This window comes from Paraburkholderia sp. UYCP14C (genome assembly GCF_004197395.1).
Classification (GTDB): Bacteria; Pseudomonadota; Gammaproteobacteria; order Burkholderiales; family Burkholderiaceae; genus Paraburkholderia.
Genome location: NZ_SELS01000024.1, coordinates 101,280 through 121,179, shown reverse-complemented (window position 1 = coordinate 121,179; position 19,900 = coordinate 101,280). Strand labels below are relative to the sequence as shown.

Here is a 19,900-nt window from a genome sequence, read left to right as displayed (position 1 = left end):
AGCGTCATGCTCCGCGTGTCTCTAGGTGGGGGATTTTAGGTGCCCACAGGTGGGGGAATTTGCCCGCCCATCGGGGCGCTCACCATCACCTTCGAGCGTTGGCACGAGCAGATGATTTCGCTGATGTCGCAGAACCGCGACATGCACAAGAAGAACCAGGAGCTGTCGTCGATCGTGCAGCACGTGCTGATCGTTTCGCTGAATGCGTCGATCGAAGCGGCGCGCGCCGGCACCGCGGGACGTGGTTTCTCGATCGTCGCGGGCGAGGTGCGCTCGCTGGCGTCGCGCTCGCAGGAGCTGTCGAAGAGCTATCGCGAGAGCCTGCATCGCAACGACCTGACGACGGCGGCGACGTTCCAGGACATCCAGGCCGGCGGCAAGATGATCACCGCGTCACTCGGCGGCGTCGAAGTGCTGGCGGCCCAGTTTCAATCCCGGCTCGAGCAGGCTGCAGCGTGATTACCGATCAGGCGTTGCAAAGCATCGCGGACATCTTCTGTCACGCGGCGCGCGCGAGATTGCCCGCGACGCCGGGCGACTCGTGCGACATCGCGGCGGTGCCGAGGTGGGATCGCGATCATCCGGCCGGACCTTGCGCGATGGCGCTGACGATCTCGTCGATCGGCTTTCGTCTGCTGTTCGTGCTGCATTTCAGCAAGGACGACGCGACGCGCGCGTACTACGCCGGCGGCCACACCGCGCGCTCGCTGTCGGACACGCTGATGGAGCTCGGCAATCTGTGCTGCGGCTACATGAACCAGCAACTGGTCGAACATTTCCCCGATCTCGGCATGTCGACGCCGTATGAATTGAACAGCACCTGTGTCGAGTATCTGGACGAGTTGCGGCCCGATCATGTATGGGCGTACGAGCTGACGATCGGCGGTGCGGCCCGGCTCGGCGTCACGTTATGCATCTGCGCGCAGGCGCCGCTCGATTTCAAGGCTGAACTCGCCACCGCCGACGAGGCCGAAGGCGAACTCGAACTTTTCTAGCAACACCGCATTTGCAGGCTGAACCACGATGAATACCAGCAAGCCCATCAGCAAGCTGCTCGTGCTCGACGACTGTCCGGCACACGCGCAGGCGCTGAAGCTCTTTTTCGACGAGCACAACCTGATTGCACTGAAGGTGCGCGACAGCCGCCGCCTCGGCTCGGTACTGGCCACCAATATCGATCTCGGCGGCGTTCTGCTGGCGGACGACTACGGCGGCTCGGTCGAGCAGGCCGCCACCACCGCGGCGCGGATCCATGCGTTGCGTCCCGAACTGCCGGTGATCCTGCGTTCGAGCGGCCACGCGCCGCTCGAACAGCGTCCGCTCGCGTTGACGCACGCGGTGTGCGCGAGCTTCGATGCCGCCGACCTGACGGCCTTGAGCACCGCCGTCGATCAATACATCTTCAGCCTCGACTTCCCGAACGCGCTGGTGCGCGGTATTGCGGAGATCACCGAAGCGCGGCTTGCCGCGCTGTTCGACGGCGTCACGGTGCAACGGGACACGCCCAGTGTCGTGCGCGATCGCATCATCTTCGGCGAGGTGTTCAGCCTGATTCCGCTCGAAGGCAGCTGGTGTCGCGGCTATATGCTGATGCAGGCAGAAGAGGCGCCGCTGCTCGGCATGATCGAGCACGATCGCGCCGCACGCCAGGCCGGCACGGGCATCGCGCAGGCGGGCTTTCGCGATCTGAACAGCGTGCTCGGCGAATTGACCAATCTGATCTGGGGGGCGTTCAAGGATCGCTTCCTCGGTCAGCAGAACGCCCGCGACGCGAGTCAGGTGCAGGTGCCGCTGCTCGTCAATCACAAGCATCGTTACATCTCGTTCGGCTCGGACAATCCGCAGTTGCGGTTCCAATATCGATTGAGCGACGCGGCGAGCGGGCAGTCGGTGTCGATCGACCAGCGCTTCGTGTTCAACCTGAGCTGGTCACCCGAAGATTTTTCTGAAAGCACGGTGGATGTCGACGATCTCGTCGAATCCGGCGAACTGGATCTGTTTTGATACGACGCGTCGGCGACGCAAGGAAATGGCTATGCCAAAGATTCTGGTGGTGGACGATTCGAGCACGGTACGCGATGAAGTCGCGGGCTTTCTGGCGAAGAACGGTCTGGACGTCGCGACGGCCATCGACGGCAAGGACGGCCTTGCCAGGCTGAAGATGGATTCGGGTATCCGCCTGATCGTCAGCGACGTGAACATGCCGAACATGGACGGCCTGACGATGGTCGAGAAGATCCGCGGCGAACTCGCGAACAAGACCGTCAACGTGATCATGCTGACGACCGAAAGCAGCCCCGCGATGAAGGAGCGTGGCAAGGCCGCCGGCGTGAAGGGCTGGATCGTCAAGCCGTTCAAGGGCGATGCGGTGCTGGAGACGTTCAGAAAGCTGGCGGGTTGACGGGGCCGTGTGCGGCGCACGCCGCCGCACACGAAGGCCGCCGCGTCAGAACGTGTCGCGATGCTCGTTGCGCGCGATGTCCGCCTGCACCATCATCTGGCACAGCTGTTCGAGCGTGGTTTGCGGCTGCCAGCCGAGCGTGTCGCGCGCCTTGTCCGCGCAGCCGATCAGCAGGTCCACTTCGGCTGGCCGATAGAACTTCGGATTCACGCGCACGAGCGTCTTGCCGGTCGCGACGTCGATGCCGGTCTCGCGCTGCTCCTTGCCCGACCATTCGAGCTGATAGCCGGCCGCCTTGAACGCCATGCGCACGAAATCGCGGACCGTCTCGGTACGGCCGGTCGCGAGCACGAAGGTGTCGGGCGCGTCCGCCTGCAACATGCGCCACATGCCCTCGACGTATTCGAGCGCGAAGCCCCAGTCGCGCTGCGCGCTCAGGTTGCCGAGTTCGAGCACGTCCTGTTTGCCGAGCTTGATCTTCGCGACCGTGTCGGTGATTTTGCGCGTGACGAATTCGCGGCCACGCAGCGGCGATTCGTGATTGAACAGAATGCCGCTGCTCGCGAACAGATCGTAGGACTCGCGATAGTTGATCGTCGACCAGTGCGCGAACAGCTTCGCGACGCCATACGGGCTGCGCGGATAGAAGGGCGTGCTCTCGCGTTGCGGCACCGCCTGCACGAGGCCGAACATCTCCGAGGTCGACGCCTGGTAGAAGCGCGTCTTCGGGCTCAGGAGACGCAAGCCTTCGAGCAGATTGAGCGCGCCGATGCCGGTCACTTCGGCGGTGGTCACGGGCTGGTCGAACGAGACGCCGACAAAGCTCTGAGCCGCGAGGTTGTACAACTCGTCGGCCTGCGCGCCGTCGAGCAGGCGCAGCGTCGAGCCGAGGTCGGTCAGGTCGTGTTCGACCAGGTTCAGATTCGGATGATCGTGCACGCCAAGCTCCTGCAAGCGCCAGAAGTTGACCGAACTCGTGCGCCGGTAGGTGCCGGTCACCAGATAGCCCTTGTCGAGCAGCAGCTTGGTCAGATAGGCGCCGTCCTGTCCGGAGACGCCGGTGATGATCGCTTTGCGTGGTTGGCTCATAGCATGCCTTCTAGTTTGTGAATGGAAAAGGGCAGAACGCGCGTAAAAATGGTCAATGTGAGTTGTCCAGCAGCCGTCGCACCAACGGTTCGACGGCCTGATAATCCTGTTCGGCCTTCAGCCGGTACAGCGCCGGCTTCGGATGCGCGCCGTCCGACATCAGCAACTTCCAGTCGGGCAGACTGCTCACGTACGCGTATTGATCGACGAGCGGCACCTGCTGCTCGGCCGCCACGCGTCGCGTCATCGCGACCATTTCGGCGAGCCGCGCATTGAGGCGGTTGTCGGGCATCGGATTCGAGGTCTGCAAAACTGGCTGCTTGCCGAGCGCTCGCGCGGTTTCTACGAGCGACGTTTCGGCCGCGTAGAACTGCGCTGGCGTCTGGTTCTGCATCACCTCGTTGATGCCGTAGTTGATCAGCACGATCCGCGCGGGCGATGCGGCGAGACGTTCGCGCCATGGCAAACCCGCCGTCGGGCCCGCGCGGCGATTGCCGGTGCCGTCGCGCAACTGCCAGGCCATCGTGCCGCCGACGCCGTAGTTCGCGACCCGCACGCGCTCGCCGTCATGCGCCTGCAACGCTTGCTGCAGATACGTGACGGCGTTGCCGGCTTGCGGAGCGCAGTGACCATCGCTACAGGTGATGCCGAGCGTGGTCGAATCGCCGTAGGCTTCGATCAGCACTTGCGTTGACGATGACGCTGGCGGCTCGGCCGTGGCCGCGCTCGTGGCCGGCGCGAGCAACGTCAGCGCCGACACGACGCCCAGCACGCGGGCAGCAGCGACAGCCAGGCGGCTCATGCGCGGCTTTGCGGTGCTTGCCGCGCAATGCCGGCGCTGGTGGCCGGTCTCGCACTGCGCGCGCCGAAAATCAGGCGCTTCTCGAACGCGAACCACGTGATACTCGCGTACACCAGCGTGATCGCGAGCGCGATCGCGGCGCTCAGATAGCGGTTCAGATGCAGGGGCCACACCATGTACAGCACGCTCAGGTGGATCAGATAGATCGTGTAGCTGATGGTGCCGATATAAACGAGAGCGCGATTGCACAACAGCCGCTTGACGATGCCCTTGCTTTGCAGCGCGATCACGACGATCGACGTGCACAGCACCAGCGACACGCTATACAGGCCCGCATTCGACAACGGCGTATTCGCCGCGCGAAAACGCGGGAAGTGCAGATGCAGCCATGCCAGTACCGCGAGCGCGGCCAGCGCGCCGAGCACGGCGAGTCCCTTGAACGGCTCGAGCGCATTGCGGTCGCGCCGCACGGCAACCGCCAGCAGCGCGCCGGCCGCGAGCAGATCCATGCGGAACGGCGTCAGGTAATAGATCGGCCAGAACGAATCGAACCACGGCGTCGCCAGCGCGCGCAGCAGCGGCACCAGCACGATCAGCGCGGCCGCCACATAGCCGAGTAGGCGCTCGGGTACGAGCAGGATCACGAACGGCCAGAAGATATAGAACTGCTCTTCGACCGCCAGCGACCACAGCACGTTGAGGCTGTCGTGACCGCTTTGATTCAGCGCATCGCCGATATTGGTCGCGAAGAACGCGTACCAGTACCAGTGCTGCGCCCACGCGAGGCCGAACAGCACCGACGACACCACCATCAGCAGCAGGTACGGCGGCAGGATGCGGCGCGCGCGCCGCGCATAGAAATAGCTGAAGTACGACTGCTCACGCGACTTGCGATCGAGCAGGATGCCGCTGATCAGAAAGCCGCTCAACACGAAAAACAGATCGACGCCCATCCATAGCGGCGCTTTCAACGCGTGCTGCGCGAACACCGCGAGCACGGCGATCGCGCGCAGGCCGTCGAGCTGCACGATGCGGGAATGGGAGGGCGCGAGGGGCAATGCGCTGGCTGTCATGAACCGTCCATGGTGTGAAGCGGATGGGCCGGGCGCGGCACGCGCGGGTCGCAACGAATGACCGGCGAACCGGCGCGCGCTTCGCGTCGCAACGGAAGTGCAATCGATTCTAGGGAAAAGAAAATCGATAAAAAACCCATTGGAATTGGCTAATTGAATCAGATTGAAACAGGGTATTTCTTCAGCCATTCCCGAAAGATTTATATGTTTATGTTGTCAGCATCGGGCGACCGGTAATAAATGCGGATTGCCTTAAGTTGCACTGGGTAGGAGCGGATGATTGACGCGTCAGAGGTTTGCGACGGCGCGGTCTGTGTTTTTATCCATTTTTAAAATCGTTTCTTTTGCGGCGCAAAGTCAAGGGAATATTTTTGAATTATTTTCGATTTTCGTCGGCGCATTTTTTCCGCGTAACTTAGCCGTGCGGACGGCTGCCTTCAGGTGCCGCGCTTCAATCGGTTGCGCTTCGTTTCGCCTCGCCACATCTCTGAATTTCGCCCCGAGCGGGCACAGGTCCGCGTGCATCGCGTCGACCGGACATCGACTGGAGGTTCCGCCTTGCGCCGTATCACGTTCAAAAGCCGGTTCGCGCTGACAGCGTGCTGTGTCGCGATGGTCGCGGCATCGGCCAGTTTGCCGGCTCGCGCCGAAACCGCGTTGAACGCGAAGACCTCGTGGCTCGGCAACAGCTCCGGCTTTGGCGACGGCACATGGACGCAGATCAATATCACCGCGATCGCGGTGACGCCCGACGGCAAGGTCTATACGAACGCGCCGTGGGACGAAAGCGGCGCCGAAGCGAGCGTCTACCAGAACGGCAAGATGCTCGGCTTCGCGGGCGGCACGCATGGCTGGGGCAACGCCGGCGGCAATGCGGTCGCGGTGAACCGCAAGTACGCGTTCGTCGCGATCGCGGTCGGCAACGAGAAGGGACACCTGGTCGAGCCGGGCGTGTGGCCCGACAAGGGCAAGCAATGGTTCGGCATTTCGCGGCGCCTGCTCGACGACCCGAAGCGCGTCGCGCCGTTTCAGCCCGCCGCGAAAAACGCGGACCCGCATGCGCAGCTCGCGGCCGGCTTTCTGATGATGAACGAAGAGCCGACCGGCACCAACGCGGAGATCGGCGGGCTCGCCGCGAACGACACGACGCTCTACGCGGCCAATACCGCGCGCAATCGCATCGAAGTCTACGATGCCGAGTCGATGCAGCAGAAGGCGACGTGGAACGTGCACGAGCCCGGACGTGTCGCGCTGGCGCCCGACGGCACGCTATGGGTGCTGAGCGGCACGCGCGGCGATCGCGCGCCGGGTATCGAGCATTACACGGCGACCGGTCAGCGTATCGACGAGACCATCACGCTGCCAGCCGATACGGTCGCGGTCGACCTCGCCGTCGATGCGCAAGGCCGCATCCTGATCGCCGACAACGGGCCGCGCCAGCAGGTGCTGTTCTTCACGAAGCGCGACGGTCGCTACACGGAGTCGGGCACGCTCGGCGAGCGCGGCGGCATTTTCAGCGGCATCGCGGGAAAACCGGGACCGTTGCGATTCAACGGGCTGACTGGCGTCGGCGTCGATGCGCGCGGCAACGTGTACGTGTCGACCAACGGCATCGGTCCGCGTTATGAGCCGATCGGCGCGGGCCTGGGCGCGACGCTCGAAAGCTACGCGCCGGACGGCAAGCGCAACTGGCAGGTCGAGGGGCTGCTGTTCGTCGACGGCGCGTGGATCGATCCGGCCCGGCCCGACAGCGTCTATACCGGCAACAAGCGCTTCGAACTCGATCTGTCGAAGCCGTCCGGGCAGGACTGGAAATACGCGGGCTTTCTGTCGAACCGGTTCAAGTACCCGGACGACCCGGTGTTCCATACCGACCAGTATCCGGGTCTGCCGATCGCGCGGCGCTTGAAGGGGCACACGTTCCTCTATCTGACCGACATGTACGCGGACCACCTGAAGATCTATCGCTTCGATCCGCAGCACGACGGCGAGACCGCGATTCCTTCCGGCCTGATCGCGGGCCGCGAACGCGCGGTCGCGAAGGTGCCGAATGCGCCGCCGGGCGGCGACTGGATCTGGCGCGATACCAATGGCGACGGACGCTTCGAGCCCGACGAATACACGCTGAACACGAGCGGCACGAAGCTCGCGGGCGGCTGGGGCTGGTGGGTCGATACGGCCGGCGACATCTGGCGCACCCGCGATACGAAGGGCATCTATCGCTTCCGTTTCGGCGGACTCGATGCGAAGGGCAACCCGCTCTACTCGTATTCGAACCTCACGCAGTATCCGGTGCCGGCGCCGTTCAGCGAACTGCATCGCGCGATCTATGAGCCCGACACCGACACGATGTACGTGAGCGGCTATACGGCCGATATGCCGACCGCGCAGGGCTTCTGGAAGGAAGTGGGGCGCGTGCTGGTGCGCTACGACAAGTGGTCGAGCGGCAAGCCGGTGCAGCGCTACGCGATCACGCTGCCGTGGCAGACGCAGAGCAAGCCGATCGCGACGATCATCGGCCTCACGGTCGAGGGGCAATACGTGTTCGGCGTCGAGCCGGTCGGCGCGGTGCACGTGTGGGACAAGGACAGCGGCCGCGAACTCGGCGTGATCCGTCCGGGCCCTGAAGTGGGCAACGCATCGGGCTGGGTCGACGTGCCGAACGGCATCAGCGCCGCGAAACGAAGCGATGGCGAGTATCTCGTGTTCGTCGAGGAAGACGCGCGCGGCAAGGTGCTGATGTATCGCTGGAAGCCTTGACGTGCGTCGGCCTCGCTGACGCGGCCCCGCACGCAATCTAACCGCACAACCCAAGGGATTCGATGGACAAAGGCATTCTCAGGAACGTAGCGATCAACTTTTTCGGGCTCGTGCTGCCGACCTTCGTGTCGCTCGTGACCGTGCCGTCGTATATCCGGCTGCTTGGCGTCGAGCGCTACGGCGTGATCAGTCTCGTGTGGACGCTGATCGGCTACTTCGGGATTCTCGATCTCGGCATGAGCATGGCCGCGCAGAACCATATTTCGAAGGCGCGCGCGTCGGGCGATCAGCAGGAAAGCGCGCGCGTGTTCTGGAGCGCGACGTGGCTCAATCTGACGACCGGCGTGATCGGCGGTCTGATCATCTACTTCGGCGCGTTCCTGTACACCGCGTATTTCACCAAGGTATCGCCCGAACTGCAGCACGAGGTCTATATGGCGCTGCCGTGGCTCGCGGTCGCGATTCCGATCGCCAACGTGTCGTGGGTATTCGCGGGCGCGATCAACGGCGCGGAACGCTTCGGCGTCTACAACACGAACCAGACGATCGGCACGTTCCTGTTCCAGCTGCTGCCGCTCGGCGCCGCGTGGTGGCTCGGCGCGACCTTGCAGAACGTGCTCGCCGCGGCGGTGGTCGCGCGGATTCTCGCCGCGCTGCTGCTCGGCCGCTATGCACTGAAAGTGCTTGAGATACGCAGCATTCAGCCGCCGCGGCTCGGCGTCGCGAAGGGGCTGTTCAACTTCGGCGGCTGGATGCTGATCGCGAGCGTGACGACGATGGTCGCCGATTCGCTCGATCGCGTGATGCTCGGCTCGCGGCTCGGTGCGCGTTTCGTCACGTATTACACGGTGCCGCAGAATCTCGTCACGCGTCTGAACATCGTGCCGACCGCGCTGGTGCGCACGCTGTTTCCGCGGCTATCGGCGGTCGGCCGCGCCGATGCCGACACGATCACGCAGCAGTCGCTCGAATTTCTGAACGGCGTGTTCACGCCGGTCGCGCTGGTCGCGATGCTGGTGCTCGAACCGTTCCTGCATCTGTGGGTCGGCAACGAGATCGCAACCGTCGCGGCGCCGGTGGGCCGCATCATGATCGTCGCCGTGTGGCTGGTCGGTCAGGCGAACGTGACGCGCATCCTGATCCAGTCGCAGGTCAATCCGGCCACCGCCGCGCGCATCGGCCTCGTCGAGTTGCCGCTGTTCGCCGGCGCGTTGTGGCTCGGTATCACGCATTTCGGACTGACCGGCGCGGCGGTGGCGGTCTCCGCTCGCGCGCTGTTCGACTACGCGGTGCTGCTGCATTTCGCCGCGATCCGCGCGCGCCAGATCGTGCTCGACATGCTCGCCCATCTCGCCTTCCTGCTCGCCAGCCTGTGGCTCGCGAGCTTCCTGCCGGGCCTCGCGCTCGCGATCGCCGCCGGCGTGCTGATGGTCGGCGCGAACGTCGCGTGGTCGATCACGATGACGCCCGCCTTGCGCAATCTTGCGCGTTCACTGCTATTGCGACTGAATCCGAGGAAAAGCGCATGAACCAAGACGTCCTTGAAGAGAACCTGTTGAGGCCCGCGACGCGCAGCGCGCTCGACGAACTGACGAGCGTGCCCGCCATCCAGCCGGCACCGCGCCGTGCCGCGCCGCGTCCGGGCAAAAGCGTGCGCATCGCGATCGTGCACGACTGGCTCGTCACCTACGCGGGCGCGGAGAAAGTGCTCGAGCAGATCATCGCGTGCTTTCCCGATGCGGACCTGTTCAGCCTCGTGGACTTTCTCGACGACCGCAGCTTCCTGCGCGGCAAGCCGGTGACGACGTCGTTCATCCAGAAGCTGCCGCTCGCGCGCAGCAAGTACCGCTCGTATCTGCCGCTGATGCCGCTCGCGATCGAGCAACTCGACGTGTCGGCTTACGACGTCGTGATTTCGAGCAGCCACGCGGTCGCGAAGGGCATTCTGACGGGCCCCGACCAGGTGCATATCAGCTACGTGCATTCGCCGATCCGCTATGCGTGGGATTTGCAGCATCAGTATCTGCAGCAGTCGAAGCTGACCAACGGCCCGAAGTCGGCGCTCGCGCGGCTGATTCTGCATTACATGCGCAACTGGGATATCCGCACGTCGAACTCGGTCGACGGCTTCATCGCGAACTCGGCGTTCATCGCGCGGCGCATCAAGAAGGTGTATCAGCGCGACGCGCAGGTGATCTTCCCGCCGGTCGACGTCGAGGCGTTCACGCTGTGCGCGCAGAAGGAAGATTTCTATCTGACCGCGTCGCGGATGGTGCCGTACAAGAAGATCGATCTGATCGTCGAGGCGTTCGCGCAGATGCCCGAGCGCAAGCTCGTCGTGATCGGCGACGGGCCCGACATGGCGAAGATCCGCGCGAAGGCGGGGCCGAACGTGGAGATCATGGGCTATCAGCCGTTCAAGGTGCTGAAGGACCGCATGAGCCGCGCGAAGGCATTCGTGTTCGCGGCCGAAGAGGACTTCGGCATTTCGGTGGTCGAGGCGCAGGCTTGCGGCACGCCGGTGATCGCATACGGCAAGGGCGGGGCGCTCGAAACCGTGCGCGATCTGTCGGAGCCGAAGCCGACCGGCATGTTCTTCGACGAGCAGGATACCGACTCGATCATCGCGGCGGTCAATCGTTTCGACGAGCTTGGGCACCGGTTCCAGCCCGACAATTGCCGCGCCAACGCCGAGCAGTTTTCGGCCGCGCATTTCCGCGAGCGCTTTTTCGCGCAGGTGCGCGCGGCAGTGCCTGCGTTGCGCACGGCGACACTGCCGGCCTATACGCCGTATCTGCCGGCCGAGCAGGGCGCCGCTAACGTGCCGCGGGTTCTCGCGGTCGATCAGAGCGGCGTGCTCGGCGGCGCCGAGCTGTCGCTGCTCGAAATCGTCAAGGCGCTGCGCTCGCGCATCGAGGTCGCGCTGTTCGACGACGGGCCGTTCCACACCGCTCTCGCCGAAGCAGGCGTCGAGGTCACCGTACTCGATGCGGGCGTGCTGAAAAATGTCCGCAAGCAAGGCGGTTCGCTGCCGAAAGGCCAGGCGCTGAAGGGGCTGATTTCACTCGTGCGTGCCACCGCGAAACGCGCACGCAAAGTGGACGTGATCTACGCGAACACGCAGCGCGCGATGGTGATCGGCGCAGTGGCCGGCAAGCTCGCGAGACGGCCGGTGGTCTGGCATCTGCGCGACATCGTCAGCGCCGAGCATTTCGGCGGCAAGCAGCTCGCGATCATCAAATGGTGCGCGCGGCTCGGCCTCACGCATGTGATCGCCAATTCGGCCGCGTCGGCGCAGGCGTTCGCGAAGCTCACGCGCTTCGACAGCCAGCGCATCGACGTCGTGTTCAACGGGATTGCCGCGGAGCCGTTCGACGCGTTGCGCACGGTGCCGCAAACGGTGCTGCGCGAGCGCCTGAATCTGCCGCGCGACGCGTTCCTCGTCGGCTCGTTCAGCCGGCTCGCGCGCTGGAAGGGGCAGCACGTGCTGCTCGAAGCGATGGTGCTGAACCCGCAGATGCATGCGGTGCTGGTCGGCGCGGCGCTGTTCGGCGAGGACCAGTACGAGGCCGAGCTGCGTGCTTTCGTTGCGGAGCACGAACTGGGCGAGCGGGTGCACTTTCTCGGCTTCCAGCACGACATTCCGGCCTGCATGTGCGCGGTCGACGCGGTCGTGCACACGTCGATCACGCCCGAGCCGTTCGGCCGCGTGATCGTCGAGGGGATGCTCGCGCAGCGGCCGGTCGTGGCGTCGCGCGCGGGCGGCGTGCTCGAAATCATCGACGACTACGAAAACGGCGTGCTGTGTACGCCGGGCGATGCGCATGCGCTCGCCGATACGCTCGCCGAATTGCGCTCGAACGGCGACCTGCGCGACAAGCTGGTCAGGAACGGCTATCGGACCGCGCAGGAGCGCTTCGGCACGCGCAGCTATGTGGATGGTGTCGCGGCGATTCTGAAGGGTGTGGCAGAGCGGTAAAGCGGTGGTTTTTGCGCGAGGGTAGAGTAACGGAGCGAAAGTCGAACGACCTTCGCTCCGTTTTTTTTATCGCGCTGCGCGAGCGGATTTGGGCTTGAGGCTCGCCGACCAGTTCATCGCCGGCAGCTCGACCAGCCGATAGAACACGTAGGCGGCCGGCACGGCGATCAGCATATAGCCGAACGACGGCCAGATCGACATTTGCAGCGACGAGCGGAACAGCCACGACGACAGCAGCACGAAGATCGGCAGATGGATCAGATATAGCGAGAAGCTGAAGTCACCGAAGCGGGACAACAGGCGCGACAGCGCCTGTGACGCCGCGCGAAGCGGCGCGAGCACGCCGGACGCGTCGCATTGCGGGTCAGGGCGCGCATCGAGCGCCTTGTACAGATAGCATGCGAAGCCGAGCGCCCAGATCTGGAATGCGCCGTACTGGCCGAAATGAAACGCGACGCAGCCTGCCGCGATCAAGGCCGCCGCGAGCAGGTACAGGGCGGCGGGCGCGCGCGTCTCGCGCGCGCTGCGCGCATTGGCATCGGCGATCCACGCGCCGAGCGTCCAGGAGAACCAGTACGACGTGAAGAACTGCAGATCGTGGCGCTCCAGCGCGTACGCCGACGCAAGGTTGATCGCCGCGACGAGCGCAAGCACCGCGTTCATGCCGATGCGCCGCCGTAGCGCGAACAGCAGCGGATAGATCGCATAGAACTGCACTTCGAGCGACAGCGTCCACAAGGCGCCGTTCGAGCCATACGTTTTGCCGGCCACGCCCTGCAGCGAAAACAGGTTGACCAGAAACGCCTGCAGACCGATGTCGCGAATCTTGTGGCTGACGGGCGGCAATTGCAGGCTCAACGAATCGAGCGCGAAGGTCAGCACGAGCGCCGCGAGCAGCACCGGATAGATGCGCGCGAAGCGGCGCAGCCAGAAGTTGCCCGCATCGAGCCGGTAAGCCGGGTTGCCCGCGAGCCGCAGCGCGCCGCCGCGATGAATGCAGTAGCCGCTGATCACGAAGAACAGCGGCACACCGGCCGAGCCCCACGCGATCGGAAACGTCAGATACGCGGCGAGCGTATTCAGGCTCAGCGCATGTCCGACGCTCTGATGAAACGCCTGCATGCCGACCCACACGATCTGGCGGCAATGGAAATACGCGACGAGCAGGGCGGCGAAGCCGCGCATCGCATCGATCACGTGCTCCTTGCCCGCGCTATCGCTGCGCGCGTGCGCCGCGGCCGGGTTTTTCTCCCGGCGCGGCAGCGGCGAGAGGGGCAGGGATGAGCCGGCGGCATCCAGTGCTGGGTCGCTCATAGGCGGTCCTTATCTGAAGCGGAAAAAGAGGAAAGATTGAGGCGGAACAGCCCGTCGACCGGGCGCCTTGCGCACCCGCGACGCATCCATGCTAGAGCACCGAAAACCTGAAAAATGAATAAAAAATTGCATTTCAGATTGAATTCGGCATCGATTTTGTGACCAATTGTAATTGCGCGTCGACGTTTGTAGCGTCGAATTATTTATCGCTTTTGTCGTGCTAATTTAAAGCAAGGATTATCTGACCCGAGGTGAAGTCATGAACCTGCATTTACTGGCCGGCGTGGCCGTCCTGCTGATCCTGGTGGCCGCCTCCGCCTACCGCGATGCTCTGCGCAACGAGCCGATCCGGCGTTACCGTATGAACCCGGGCAAGCTGCCGCCGGTCGACGAACAGGAATGACGCGCTGCCCGAACCGGTCGCCGGATCGCCAGATGGGATGCCGGTGGCCGTCCGAAAGGTAAGACTTTCGGATCTGCTTGATCACCGTCAGGCAATATGCACGTAATAATTGCGTCAAATTTTCGCAATAGCGAATTGCGATTAATGGACGAATTATCCGAATTAAATCGAAGATAAAACGCTTCCGTGAACCTTGCAGTTTCTTCTGCTACTCTTGCGCCGACATCGATTGGCCGCCAGGTCCGCGAACACACCAACTTCTAACCGATGTGGGAATGCCTACCATGCTGAAAGTCACCAAAGCCGTGTTTCCCGTAGCGGGCCTCGGGACACGATTCCTGCCGGCTACCAAAGCAAGTCCGAAGGAAATGCTGCCGATCGTCGACAAGCCGCTGATCCAGTACGCAGTCGAAGAAGCGATCGCCGCCGGCATCACCGAGATGATCTTCGTGACGGGCCGCAGCAAGCGCGCGATCGAAGATCACTTCGACAAATCCTATGAGATCGAGTCCGAGCTCGAAGCGCGCAACAAGCAGAAGCTGCTCGATCTCGTGCGCAGCATCAAGCCGGCCAACGTCGACTGCTTCTACGTGCGCCAGGCCGAAGCGCTCGGTCTCGGCCATGCGGTGCTGTGCGCCGAGAAACTGGTCGGCGGCAGCCCGTTCGCGGTGATTCTGGCGGACGACCTGCTGCATAGCACGAAGCCGGTGATGAGCCAGCTCGTCGATACGTTCAACCACTATCACAGCTCGGTGATCGGCGTCGAAACCATCGCGCGCGAGGACAGCCGCTCGTACGGCGTCGTCGATGGCCGCGAGTGGGAAGACAACGTGATCAAGCTGTCGGGCATCGTCGAGAAGCCGGCGCCGGACCAGGCGCCGTCGAACCTCGGCGTGGTGGGCCGCTACGTGCTGATGCCGACGATCTTCAAGCATATCCGCGCGCTGAATCCGGGCGCGGGCGGCGAGCTGCAACTGACCGACGCGGTGCAGTCGCTGCTGACCGAAGAGCAGGTGCTCGCGTACCGCTACTTCGGCACGCGCTTCGATTGCGGCAGCAAGCTCGGCTATCTGAAGGCGACCGTCGAATTCGCGCTGCGCCATCCGGAGGTCAAGGCTGAATTCGAGGCGTATCTGCAGGCGTATATGCGGAACGAAGCGCAAGGCGGCGAAGCGGCGCAATTGACGGCCGAAGCCGCTTAAGCTTACCAGGCCCTCAAAGAAAAACGGGCGCCGCATTACGCGGCGCCCGTGGTCGTTTCAGCAGGACGGCTTCAACCCTGCTTCTTCACCTCGAGCCGGAACTTGTGCAGCAGCGGCTCGGTATAACCGCTCGGCTGCTCACGGCCCTCGAACACGAGTGCCTGCGCCGCCTTGAACGCGATCGAGTCGAAGCCCGGCGCCATCGGCTGGTAGAGCGGGTCCCCCGCGTTCTGCCCGTCCACGACCTTGGCCATGCGCTTGAACGTCTCCTCGACGAGCTCGCGTTTGATCACGCCGTGATACAGCCAGTTCGCGATGTGCTGGCTCGAAATCCGCAGCGTCGCGCGGTCTTCCATCAGGCCGACGTTGTGAATGTCCGGCACCTTCGAGCAGCCGACGCCCTGGTCGATCCAGCGCACCACGTAGCCGAGAATGCCCTGCGCGTTGTTGTCGACCTCGGCGCGGATTTCCTCGTCGCTCCATTGCGCCTTTTCGACGACCGGAATCGTCAGCAGGCCGTCGAGCAGTTCGTCGTACACCTTCGCGTAGTCCGTGCGTTCGAGCTCCTGCTGGACCGCCTGCACGTCGACCTGGTGATAGTGCAGCGCGTGCAGCGTCGCCGCGGTAGGCGAGGGCACCCACGCGGTGTTCGCGCCAGCCTTCGGATGGCCGATCTTCTGCTCGAGCATCGCGTGCATCAGATCGGGCATCGCCCACATGCCCTTGCCGATCTGCGAGCGGCCGCGCAGGCCCGCGCTCAAACCGACCAGCACGTTGCTGCGCTCGTACGACGTGATCCACTTGCTCGACTTCATGTCGCCCTTGCGCATCATCGGGCCTGCTTGCATCGCCGAGTGCATCTCGTCGCCGGTGCGATCGAGGAAGCCGGTGTTGATGAACGCGACGCGCGCCGATGCTTCGGCGATACAGGCGAGCAGGTTCACGCTGGTGCGGCGCTCCTCGTCCATGATGCCCATCTTGATCGTGTTGCGCGGCAGCTTCAGCAGGTCTTCGACGCGCGCGAACAGCTCGCTCGCGAACGCGACTTCGGCCGGCCCGTGCATCTTCGGCTTCACGATGTAGATCGAACCGGTGCGCGAATTGAGCTTGTTCTGACGGTCGCGCAGCGCGCACAGCGTCGTGATCACCGCGTCGAGAATGCCCTCGGGAATCTCGTGGCCGTCTTTCGTCAGCACGGCCGGATTCGTCATCAGATGGCCGACGTTGCGGATGAACAGCAGCGAGCGGCCATGCAGCTTGACCTGCGACTTGCCGTCGGCGCCGGTGTACTCGCGATCCGCGTTGAGCCGGCGCGTGAAGGTCTTGCCGTTCTTCGTGACCTGTTCGGTGAGGTCGCCGTTCATCAGGCCGAGCCAGTTGCGATAGAGCTGCACCTTGTCGTCGGCGTCGACGGCCGCGACCGAGTCCTCACAGTCGATGATCGTGCTGACCGCCGCTTCGACCACCACATCCTTCACGTGGGCCGCATCGGTCTTGCCGATCGAATCGTTCGCATCGATCTGGATCTCGACGTGCAGGCCGTTGTGCTTGATCAGCACCGCCGACGGCGCGCTCGCTTCGCCCTGATAGCCGGCGAATTGCGCGGGTGTCTTCAGCGCAGTCGTGCCGCTCTTCAGCGCGACGACGAGCTGGCCGTTCTCGACGCTGTAGCGCGTTGCGTCGGCATGCGAGCCGTTCGCGAGCGGCGCGGCCTGATCGAGGAACTTGCGCGCATAGGCGATCACCGCGGCGCCGCGCACCGGGTTGAAGCCCTTCTGTTTTTCGGCGCCATCGGTTTCGGGAATCGCGTCGGTGCCGTACAGCGCGTCGTACAGGCTGCCCCAGCGCGCGTTCGCGGCATTCAGCGCGTAGCGCTCGTTCGACAGCGGCACGACGAGCTGCGGGCCGGCCTGCCCGGAGATTTCGCTGTCCACCTGGTCGGTGGTGGCCTGGACGCTGGCGGGCACCGGCACGATGTAGCCGATGCCTTCGAGAAACGCGCGATACGCGCGTACATCCCGCACCGGGCCGGGATTGGCCCGATGCCAGTTGTCGAGTTCGCTTTGCAGCCGGTCGCGCTCGGCGAGCAACGCACGATTCTTGGGCGCCAGCTCGTGCACGAGGGCGTCGAAACCCGACCAGAAGGCGGCGCTGTCGATTCCGGTGCCGGGCAGGGCCTCGGTTTCAACGAACTGGTCAAGGTTGGCGGCGACCTGCAGTCCGCCGCGCGGGTTCATCTGAGTCATCGACTGCTCCATCTGTTATGGGACCGACGAGGGGGGCATCGGTCCGCGTTGAGCCACGGGATTGCTTTGGCGTTCGGCGCTTCAAACGCCGAGCGCGTGAATGCCGGCCTTCGCGATCTGCGCATCCTGCTCGGACTTGACGCCCGACACGCCGACCGCGCCGACCACGTGGCCGTCGACGATCACCGGCACGCCGCCTTCGAGCGTGCCCTGCAGCGGCGCGCTGAGGAACGCGGTGCGGCCGTTGTTGATCATGTCTTCATAGACCTTGGTCTCGCGCCGGCCGAGCGCCGCGGTGCGCGCTTTCTCGGTCGCGATATACGAGGTGGACGGCGCCGCGCCGTCCAGACGCAGCACCGCGAGCGGATGGCCGCCGTCGTCCGAAACGACGATCGCGACCGGCCACTTGTTCTTCTCGGCTTCCGCGCGGGCGGCATCGAGAATCCGGGTCGTCTCGGCGACGCTCAAAACGGGTTTGCTCAGCATAATGATTTTCCTGTCTCGGTGATGGGAAGATGGCTTCTACCGCTTCTTTCTGTAACGGGTGGATGCGGCGCCGGGGCGCGCGTGTCGCAACTGCGCCGCAAGCCGCGCGCCGCGCTCCCGCGCCGGTCTGATCCGAAGATTCTACTTCCCGGCGCCCCCGCGCGGAACGGCAGCTTCCCTGGTCGACCCGCACTGCTGCACGCGCAGCGTTCTACAATCGCGTCTTAACCTCGAAATCGCGCTCTCCACGAAACCTCAGACCATGCCGACCATCAGCGAGCTGTTCGTCTATCCGATCAAATCCTGCGCGGGCATTTCGCTCGATGAGGCGCGCCTGCTGGCGACGGGCCTCGAATACGACCGCAACTGGATGGTCATCGATGCTCAGGGCACGATGTTCACGCAGCGCGCGCATCCGCGCATGGCGCTGATCAAGGTCGAGCTTGGCGACGACGATCTGATCGTCAGCGCGCCGGGCATGCGTGAGTTGCGCACGCCGCTCGATGCCGCGCGGCTCGCCGCGGCGCCCAGGGTCGATACCGCGGTGTGGCGCGACGCGGCTTACGGGCTCGACACCGGCGCAGAAACGGCAGCCTGGTTCACGGAGTTTCTCGGTTTGCCCGCGCGCCTGCTGCGCTTCGATCCCGAGCGCGAACGCGTCGTCGACCCGGACTATACGGACAGCATCGGGGGCGCCACGACCTTTTTTGCCGATGGCTTTCCGCTGCTGGTGATCGGCCAGGCCTCGCTCGACGATCTGAACGCGCGCCTGAACGGTAAAGGCGCACCGTCGATCGGAATCGATCGCTTTCGGCCCAACATTGTGCTCAGCGGCCTCGATGCCTATGAAGAGGATTATGTCGAGACGCTCGCCGTCGATGCGGCTGCAGACGCGAGCGCGCGCGTCGAGTTGCGTCTGGTCAAGCTGTGCTCGCGCTGCCCGATGCCCACCATCGACCAGGCGCGCGGCGCGCCCGATCCCGCCTGGCCGAACGAGCCGACCGACACGATGCTCGGTTATCGCGTCAGCGAACGCTTCCACGGCGCGGTCACGTTCGGCAACAACGCGCTGGTCGCAAGCGGGGCGGGGGCGTGGCTGCGGGTCGGGCAGCAGGTCGACGCGGAGCTCGGCTTCGGCGATTGAACTGGATGGAAGGCGGGCGAGACCCGCCTCGATAATGCTTTCGTGAAGCGGGCAGGCAAGCTCGTGTTCCGCCCGCCCTCCGCTTCTATCTGCGGTCAGGCCGCCCGCGCAATCGCCGACGCGGGCAGCGTATCCCCACCTCGTTCGCCACGGCCCTCACGCTCCCAGCACGGCGCTTCGGCGCTCTCGCCGACCGCATCGCCCACCAGAATCACAGCCGGACTGCCGAAGCCCGCGCCGAGCGCATCGGCCGCGAGCCGGTCGAGCCGCGTCAACAGGCGCCGCTCGTCGCTGCCGCCGGCCCATTGCACGACCGCGGCCGGCGTTTCGGCCGGCAGGTGCGCGAGCAACGCGGCGGCAATGCCGTCGATGCGCCGCATGCCCATATAGATCGCGAGCGTCGTGCGCGTCGCGGCGAGCGCGGCCCAGTCCGGTTCGCCGTGATCTTCGGTGTGCGCGGTGACGAAGCTCACGCCGTGGCAATGGCGCCGGTGCGTGAGCGACATGCCGAGGCCCGCCGCGGCCGCGAAGCCCGACGAGATGCCGTTGACGATCTCGACCGCGAGACCCGCGTCGCGCAGCACCGCGAGCTCCTCGCCCGCGCGGCCGAACAGCAGCGCTTCGCCGCCTTTGACGCGCACTACGTGCAGCCCCTTCAGCGCATAACGCCGCATCAGACGCTCGATGAACGCCTGCGGCGTCGAGCGGCAGCCGCCGCGTTTGCCGACGCGAATCACGCGCGCCTGCGGCGCGAGCGTCACGATGTCGGGGTTCGCGAGGTCGTCGAGCAGCACGACGTCGGCGGCCGCGAGCGCCTTGACGGCCTTCAGGGTCAGCAGGTCCAGGTCGCCTGGGCCCGCGCTCAGCAGCGTGACCTTGCCGGTGGTGGTGTTCATGTTCATATCCTTGTGCGCGGTTGGCTTTCCGTGGCTCGCAACGAAAACGGCGTCCGCTCGTGAAGCTCACGAGGGGACGCCGTTGTCCGTTGCATTGCCTGTTGT

Annotated in this window: 16 protein-coding genes and 1 pseudogene; 10 read left to right on the top strand and 7 right to left on the bottom strand. The window is 64.6% G+C overall.

Annotated elements, in window-relative coordinates; all coding sequences use genetic code 11:
• Positions 1-78: 78 nt before the first annotated feature.
• The 4 genes and pseudogenes from EVC45_RS47650 to EVC45_RS22550 form a co-directional block, all read left to right on the top strand.
• Positions 79-459: pseudogene (locus EVC45_RS47650) on the top strand (methyl-accepting chemotaxis protein); the annotation flags it as partial.
• The gene (locus tag EVC45_RS22560; protein ID WP_129960455.1) at positions 456-995 is read left to right on the top strand and encodes a hypothetical protein; all 540 of its coding nucleotides are present in this window, start codon (positions 456-458) and stop codon (positions 993-995) included. The pseudogene EVC45_RS47650 and the gene EVC45_RS22560, both read left to right, overlap by 4 nt.
• Positions 996-1,023: 28 nt before the next feature.
• Positions 1,024-2,004 carry a chemotaxis protein CheX gene (locus EVC45_RS22555; protein ID WP_129960454.1) on the top strand — a complete coding sequence of 327 codons (981 nt, stop codon included), beginning with the start codon at positions 1,024-1,026 and terminating at the stop codon, positions 2,002-2,004.
• Between the two features lie 31 nt (positions 2,005-2,035).
• On the top strand, positions 2,036-2,401 hold the full coding sequence (locus EVC45_RS22550; RefSeq protein WP_129960453.1) for a response regulator: 366 nt from the start codon (positions 2,036-2,038) through the stop codon (positions 2,399-2,401).
• Between the two features lie 45 nt (positions 2,402-2,446).
• On the opposite strand, the gene gmd is transcribed toward EVC45_RS22550, so the two are convergent.
• Genes gmd through EVC45_RS22535 form a run of 3 tightly spaced genes read right to left on the bottom strand, consistent with a single transcriptional unit; the run spans position 2,447 to position 5,365 of the window.
• Positions 2,447-3,490, bottom strand: coding sequence for a GDP-mannose 4,6-dehydratase (gene gmd, locus EVC45_RS22545; RefSeq protein WP_129960452.1), 1,044 nt, complete (start codon positions 3,488-3,490; stop codon positions 2,447-2,449).
• Positions 3,491-3,542: 52 nt separating this feature from the next.
• The gene (locus tag EVC45_RS22540; protein WP_129960451.1) at positions 3,543-4,292 is read right to left on the bottom strand and encodes an SGNH/GDSL hydrolase family protein; all 750 of its coding nucleotides are present in this window, start codon (positions 4,290-4,292) and stop codon (positions 3,543-3,545) included.
• The gene (locus EVC45_RS22535) at positions 4,289-5,365 is read right to left on the bottom strand and encodes an acyltransferase (protein WP_129960450.1); all 1,077 of its coding nucleotides are present in this window, start codon (positions 5,363-5,365) and stop codon (positions 4,289-4,291) included. Before EVC45_RS22535 ends, EVC45_RS22540 begins: the two co-directional genes overlap by 4 nt.
• A gap of 558 nt (positions 5,366-5,923) precedes the next feature.
• On the opposite strand from EVC45_RS22535, the gene EVC45_RS22530 reads away from it, so the two are divergent.
• The 3 genes from EVC45_RS22530 (at position 5,924) to EVC45_RS22520 (ending at position 12,104) form a co-directional block, all read left to right on the top strand.
• A complete protein-coding gene (locus tag EVC45_RS22530) occupies positions 5,924-8,125 on the top strand; it encodes a hypothetical protein (protein ID WP_129960449.1) in 2,202 nt (733 codons plus the stop codon).
• A 62-nt stretch (positions 8,126-8,187) separates the two neighbouring features.
• The gene (locus EVC45_RS22525; RefSeq protein ID WP_129960448.1) at positions 8,188-9,654 is read left to right on the top strand and encodes a flippase; all 1,467 of its coding nucleotides are present in this window, start codon (positions 8,188-8,190) and stop codon (positions 9,652-9,654) included.
• On the top strand, positions 9,651-12,104 hold the full coding sequence (locus tag EVC45_RS22520; RefSeq protein WP_129960447.1) for a glycosyltransferase family 4 protein: 2,454 nt from the start codon (positions 9,651-9,653) through the stop codon (positions 12,102-12,104). The genes EVC45_RS22525 and EVC45_RS22520 overlap by 4 nt, the downstream gene beginning before the upstream one ends.
• 66 nt (positions 12,105-12,170) lie before the next feature.
• Here the strand turns inward: EVC45_RS22520 and EVC45_RS22515 are convergent, their stop codons facing one another.
• Positions 12,171-13,418, bottom strand: coding sequence for an acyltransferase (locus EVC45_RS22515; protein ID WP_129960446.1), 1,248 nt, complete (start codon positions 13,416-13,418; stop codon positions 12,171-12,173).
• A 259-nt stretch (positions 13,419-13,677) separates the two neighbouring features.
• On the opposite strand from EVC45_RS22515, the gene EVC45_RS45695 reads away from it, so the two are divergent.
• Positions 13,678-13,821 (top strand): hypothetical protein, encoded by a 144-nt coding sequence (locus EVC45_RS45695; protein WP_008921966.1) that lies wholly within the window; start codon positions 13,678-13,680, stop codon positions 13,819-13,821.
• A gap of 284 nt (positions 13,822-14,105) precedes the next feature.
• A complete protein-coding gene (galU, locus tag EVC45_RS22510) occupies positions 14,106-15,023 on the top strand; it encodes a UTP--glucose-1-phosphate uridylyltransferase GalU (protein ID WP_129960445.1) in 918 nt (305 codons plus the stop codon).
• A gap of 71 nt (positions 15,024-15,094) precedes the next feature.
• On the opposite strand, the gene EVC45_RS22505 is transcribed toward galU, so the two are convergent.
• Both EVC45_RS22505 and EVC45_RS22500 read right to left on the bottom strand, forming a co-directional pair.
• Complete coding sequence (locus tag EVC45_RS22505; RefSeq protein ID WP_129960444.1) at positions 15,095-17,269, bottom strand: malate synthase G; 2,175 nt, start codon at positions 17,267-17,269, stop codon at positions 15,095-15,097.
• A gap of 81 nt (positions 17,270-17,350) precedes the next feature.
• A complete protein-coding gene (locus EVC45_RS22500) occupies positions 17,351-17,755 on the bottom strand; it encodes a heme-binding protein (protein ID WP_129960443.1) in 405 nt (134 codons plus the stop codon).
• Between the two features lie 262 nt (positions 17,756-18,017).
• Between EVC45_RS22500 and EVC45_RS22495 the strand changes: the two genes are divergently transcribed.
• Positions 18,018-18,899, top strand: a complete 882-nt coding sequence (locus EVC45_RS22495) for an MOSC domain-containing protein (RefSeq protein ID WP_129960442.1) — start codon at positions 18,018-18,020, stop codon at positions 18,897-18,899.
• A 95-nt stretch (positions 18,900-18,994) separates the two neighbouring features.
• Here EVC45_RS22495 and cobA read toward each other — a convergent pair whose 3' ends face one another.
• On the bottom strand, positions 18,995-19,795 hold the full coding sequence (cobA, locus tag EVC45_RS22490; protein WP_129960441.1) for a uroporphyrinogen-III C-methyltransferase: 801 nt from the start codon (positions 19,793-19,795) through the stop codon (positions 18,995-18,997).
• Positions 19,796-19,900: the final 105 nt, after the last annotated feature.

Coding starts and splice junctions, on each gene's coding strand:
- EVC45_RS22520 (WP_129960447.1), top strand. CDS start 9,651: ATGAACCAAGACGTCCTTGAAGAGAACCTGTTGAGGCCCGCGACGCGC.
- EVC45_RS22525 (WP_129960448.1), top strand. CDS start 8,188: ATGGACAAAGGCATTCTCAGGAACGTAGCGATCAACTTTTTCGGGCTC.
- EVC45_RS22505 (WP_129960444.1), bottom strand. CDS start 17,269: ATGACTCAGATGAACCCGCGCGGCGGACTGCAGGTCGCCGCCAACCTT.
- EVC45_RS45695 (WP_008921966.1), top strand. CDS start 13,678: ATGAACCTGCATTTACTGGCCGGCGTGGCCGTCCTGCTGATCCTGGTG.
- cobA (WP_129960441.1), bottom strand. CDS start 19,795: ATGAACACCACCACCGGCAAGGTCACGCTGCTGAGCGCGGGCCCAGGC.
- EVC45_RS22500 (WP_129960443.1), bottom strand. CDS start 17,755: ATGCTGAGCAAACCCGTTTTGAGCGTCGCCGAGACGACCCGGATTCTC.
- EVC45_RS22515 (WP_129960446.1), bottom strand. CDS start 13,418: ATGAGCGACCCAGCACTGGATGCCGCCGGCTCATCCCTGCCCCTCTCG.
- EVC45_RS22550 (WP_129960453.1), top strand. CDS start 2,036: ATGCCAAAGATTCTGGTGGTGGACGATTCGAGCACGGTACGCGATGAA.
- EVC45_RS22540 (WP_129960451.1), bottom strand. CDS start 4,292: ATGAGCCGCCTGGCTGTCGCTGCTGCCCGCGTGCTGGGCGTCGTGTCG.
- EVC45_RS22535 (WP_129960450.1), bottom strand. CDS start 5,365: ATGACAGCCAGCGCATTGCCCCTCGCGCCCTCCCATTCCCGCATCGTG.
- gmd (WP_129960452.1), bottom strand. CDS start 3,490: ATGAGCCAACCACGCAAAGCGATCATCACCGGCGTCTCCGGACAGGAC.
- galU (WP_129960445.1), top strand. CDS start 14,106: ATGCTGAAAGTCACCAAAGCCGTGTTTCCCGTAGCGGGCCTCGGGACA.
- EVC45_RS22495 (WP_129960442.1), top strand. CDS start 18,018: ATGCCGACCATCAGCGAGCTGTTCGTCTATCCGATCAAATCCTGCGCG.
- EVC45_RS22555 (WP_129960454.1), top strand. CDS start 1,024: ATGAATACCAGCAAGCCCATCAGCAAGCTGCTCGTGCTCGACGACTGT.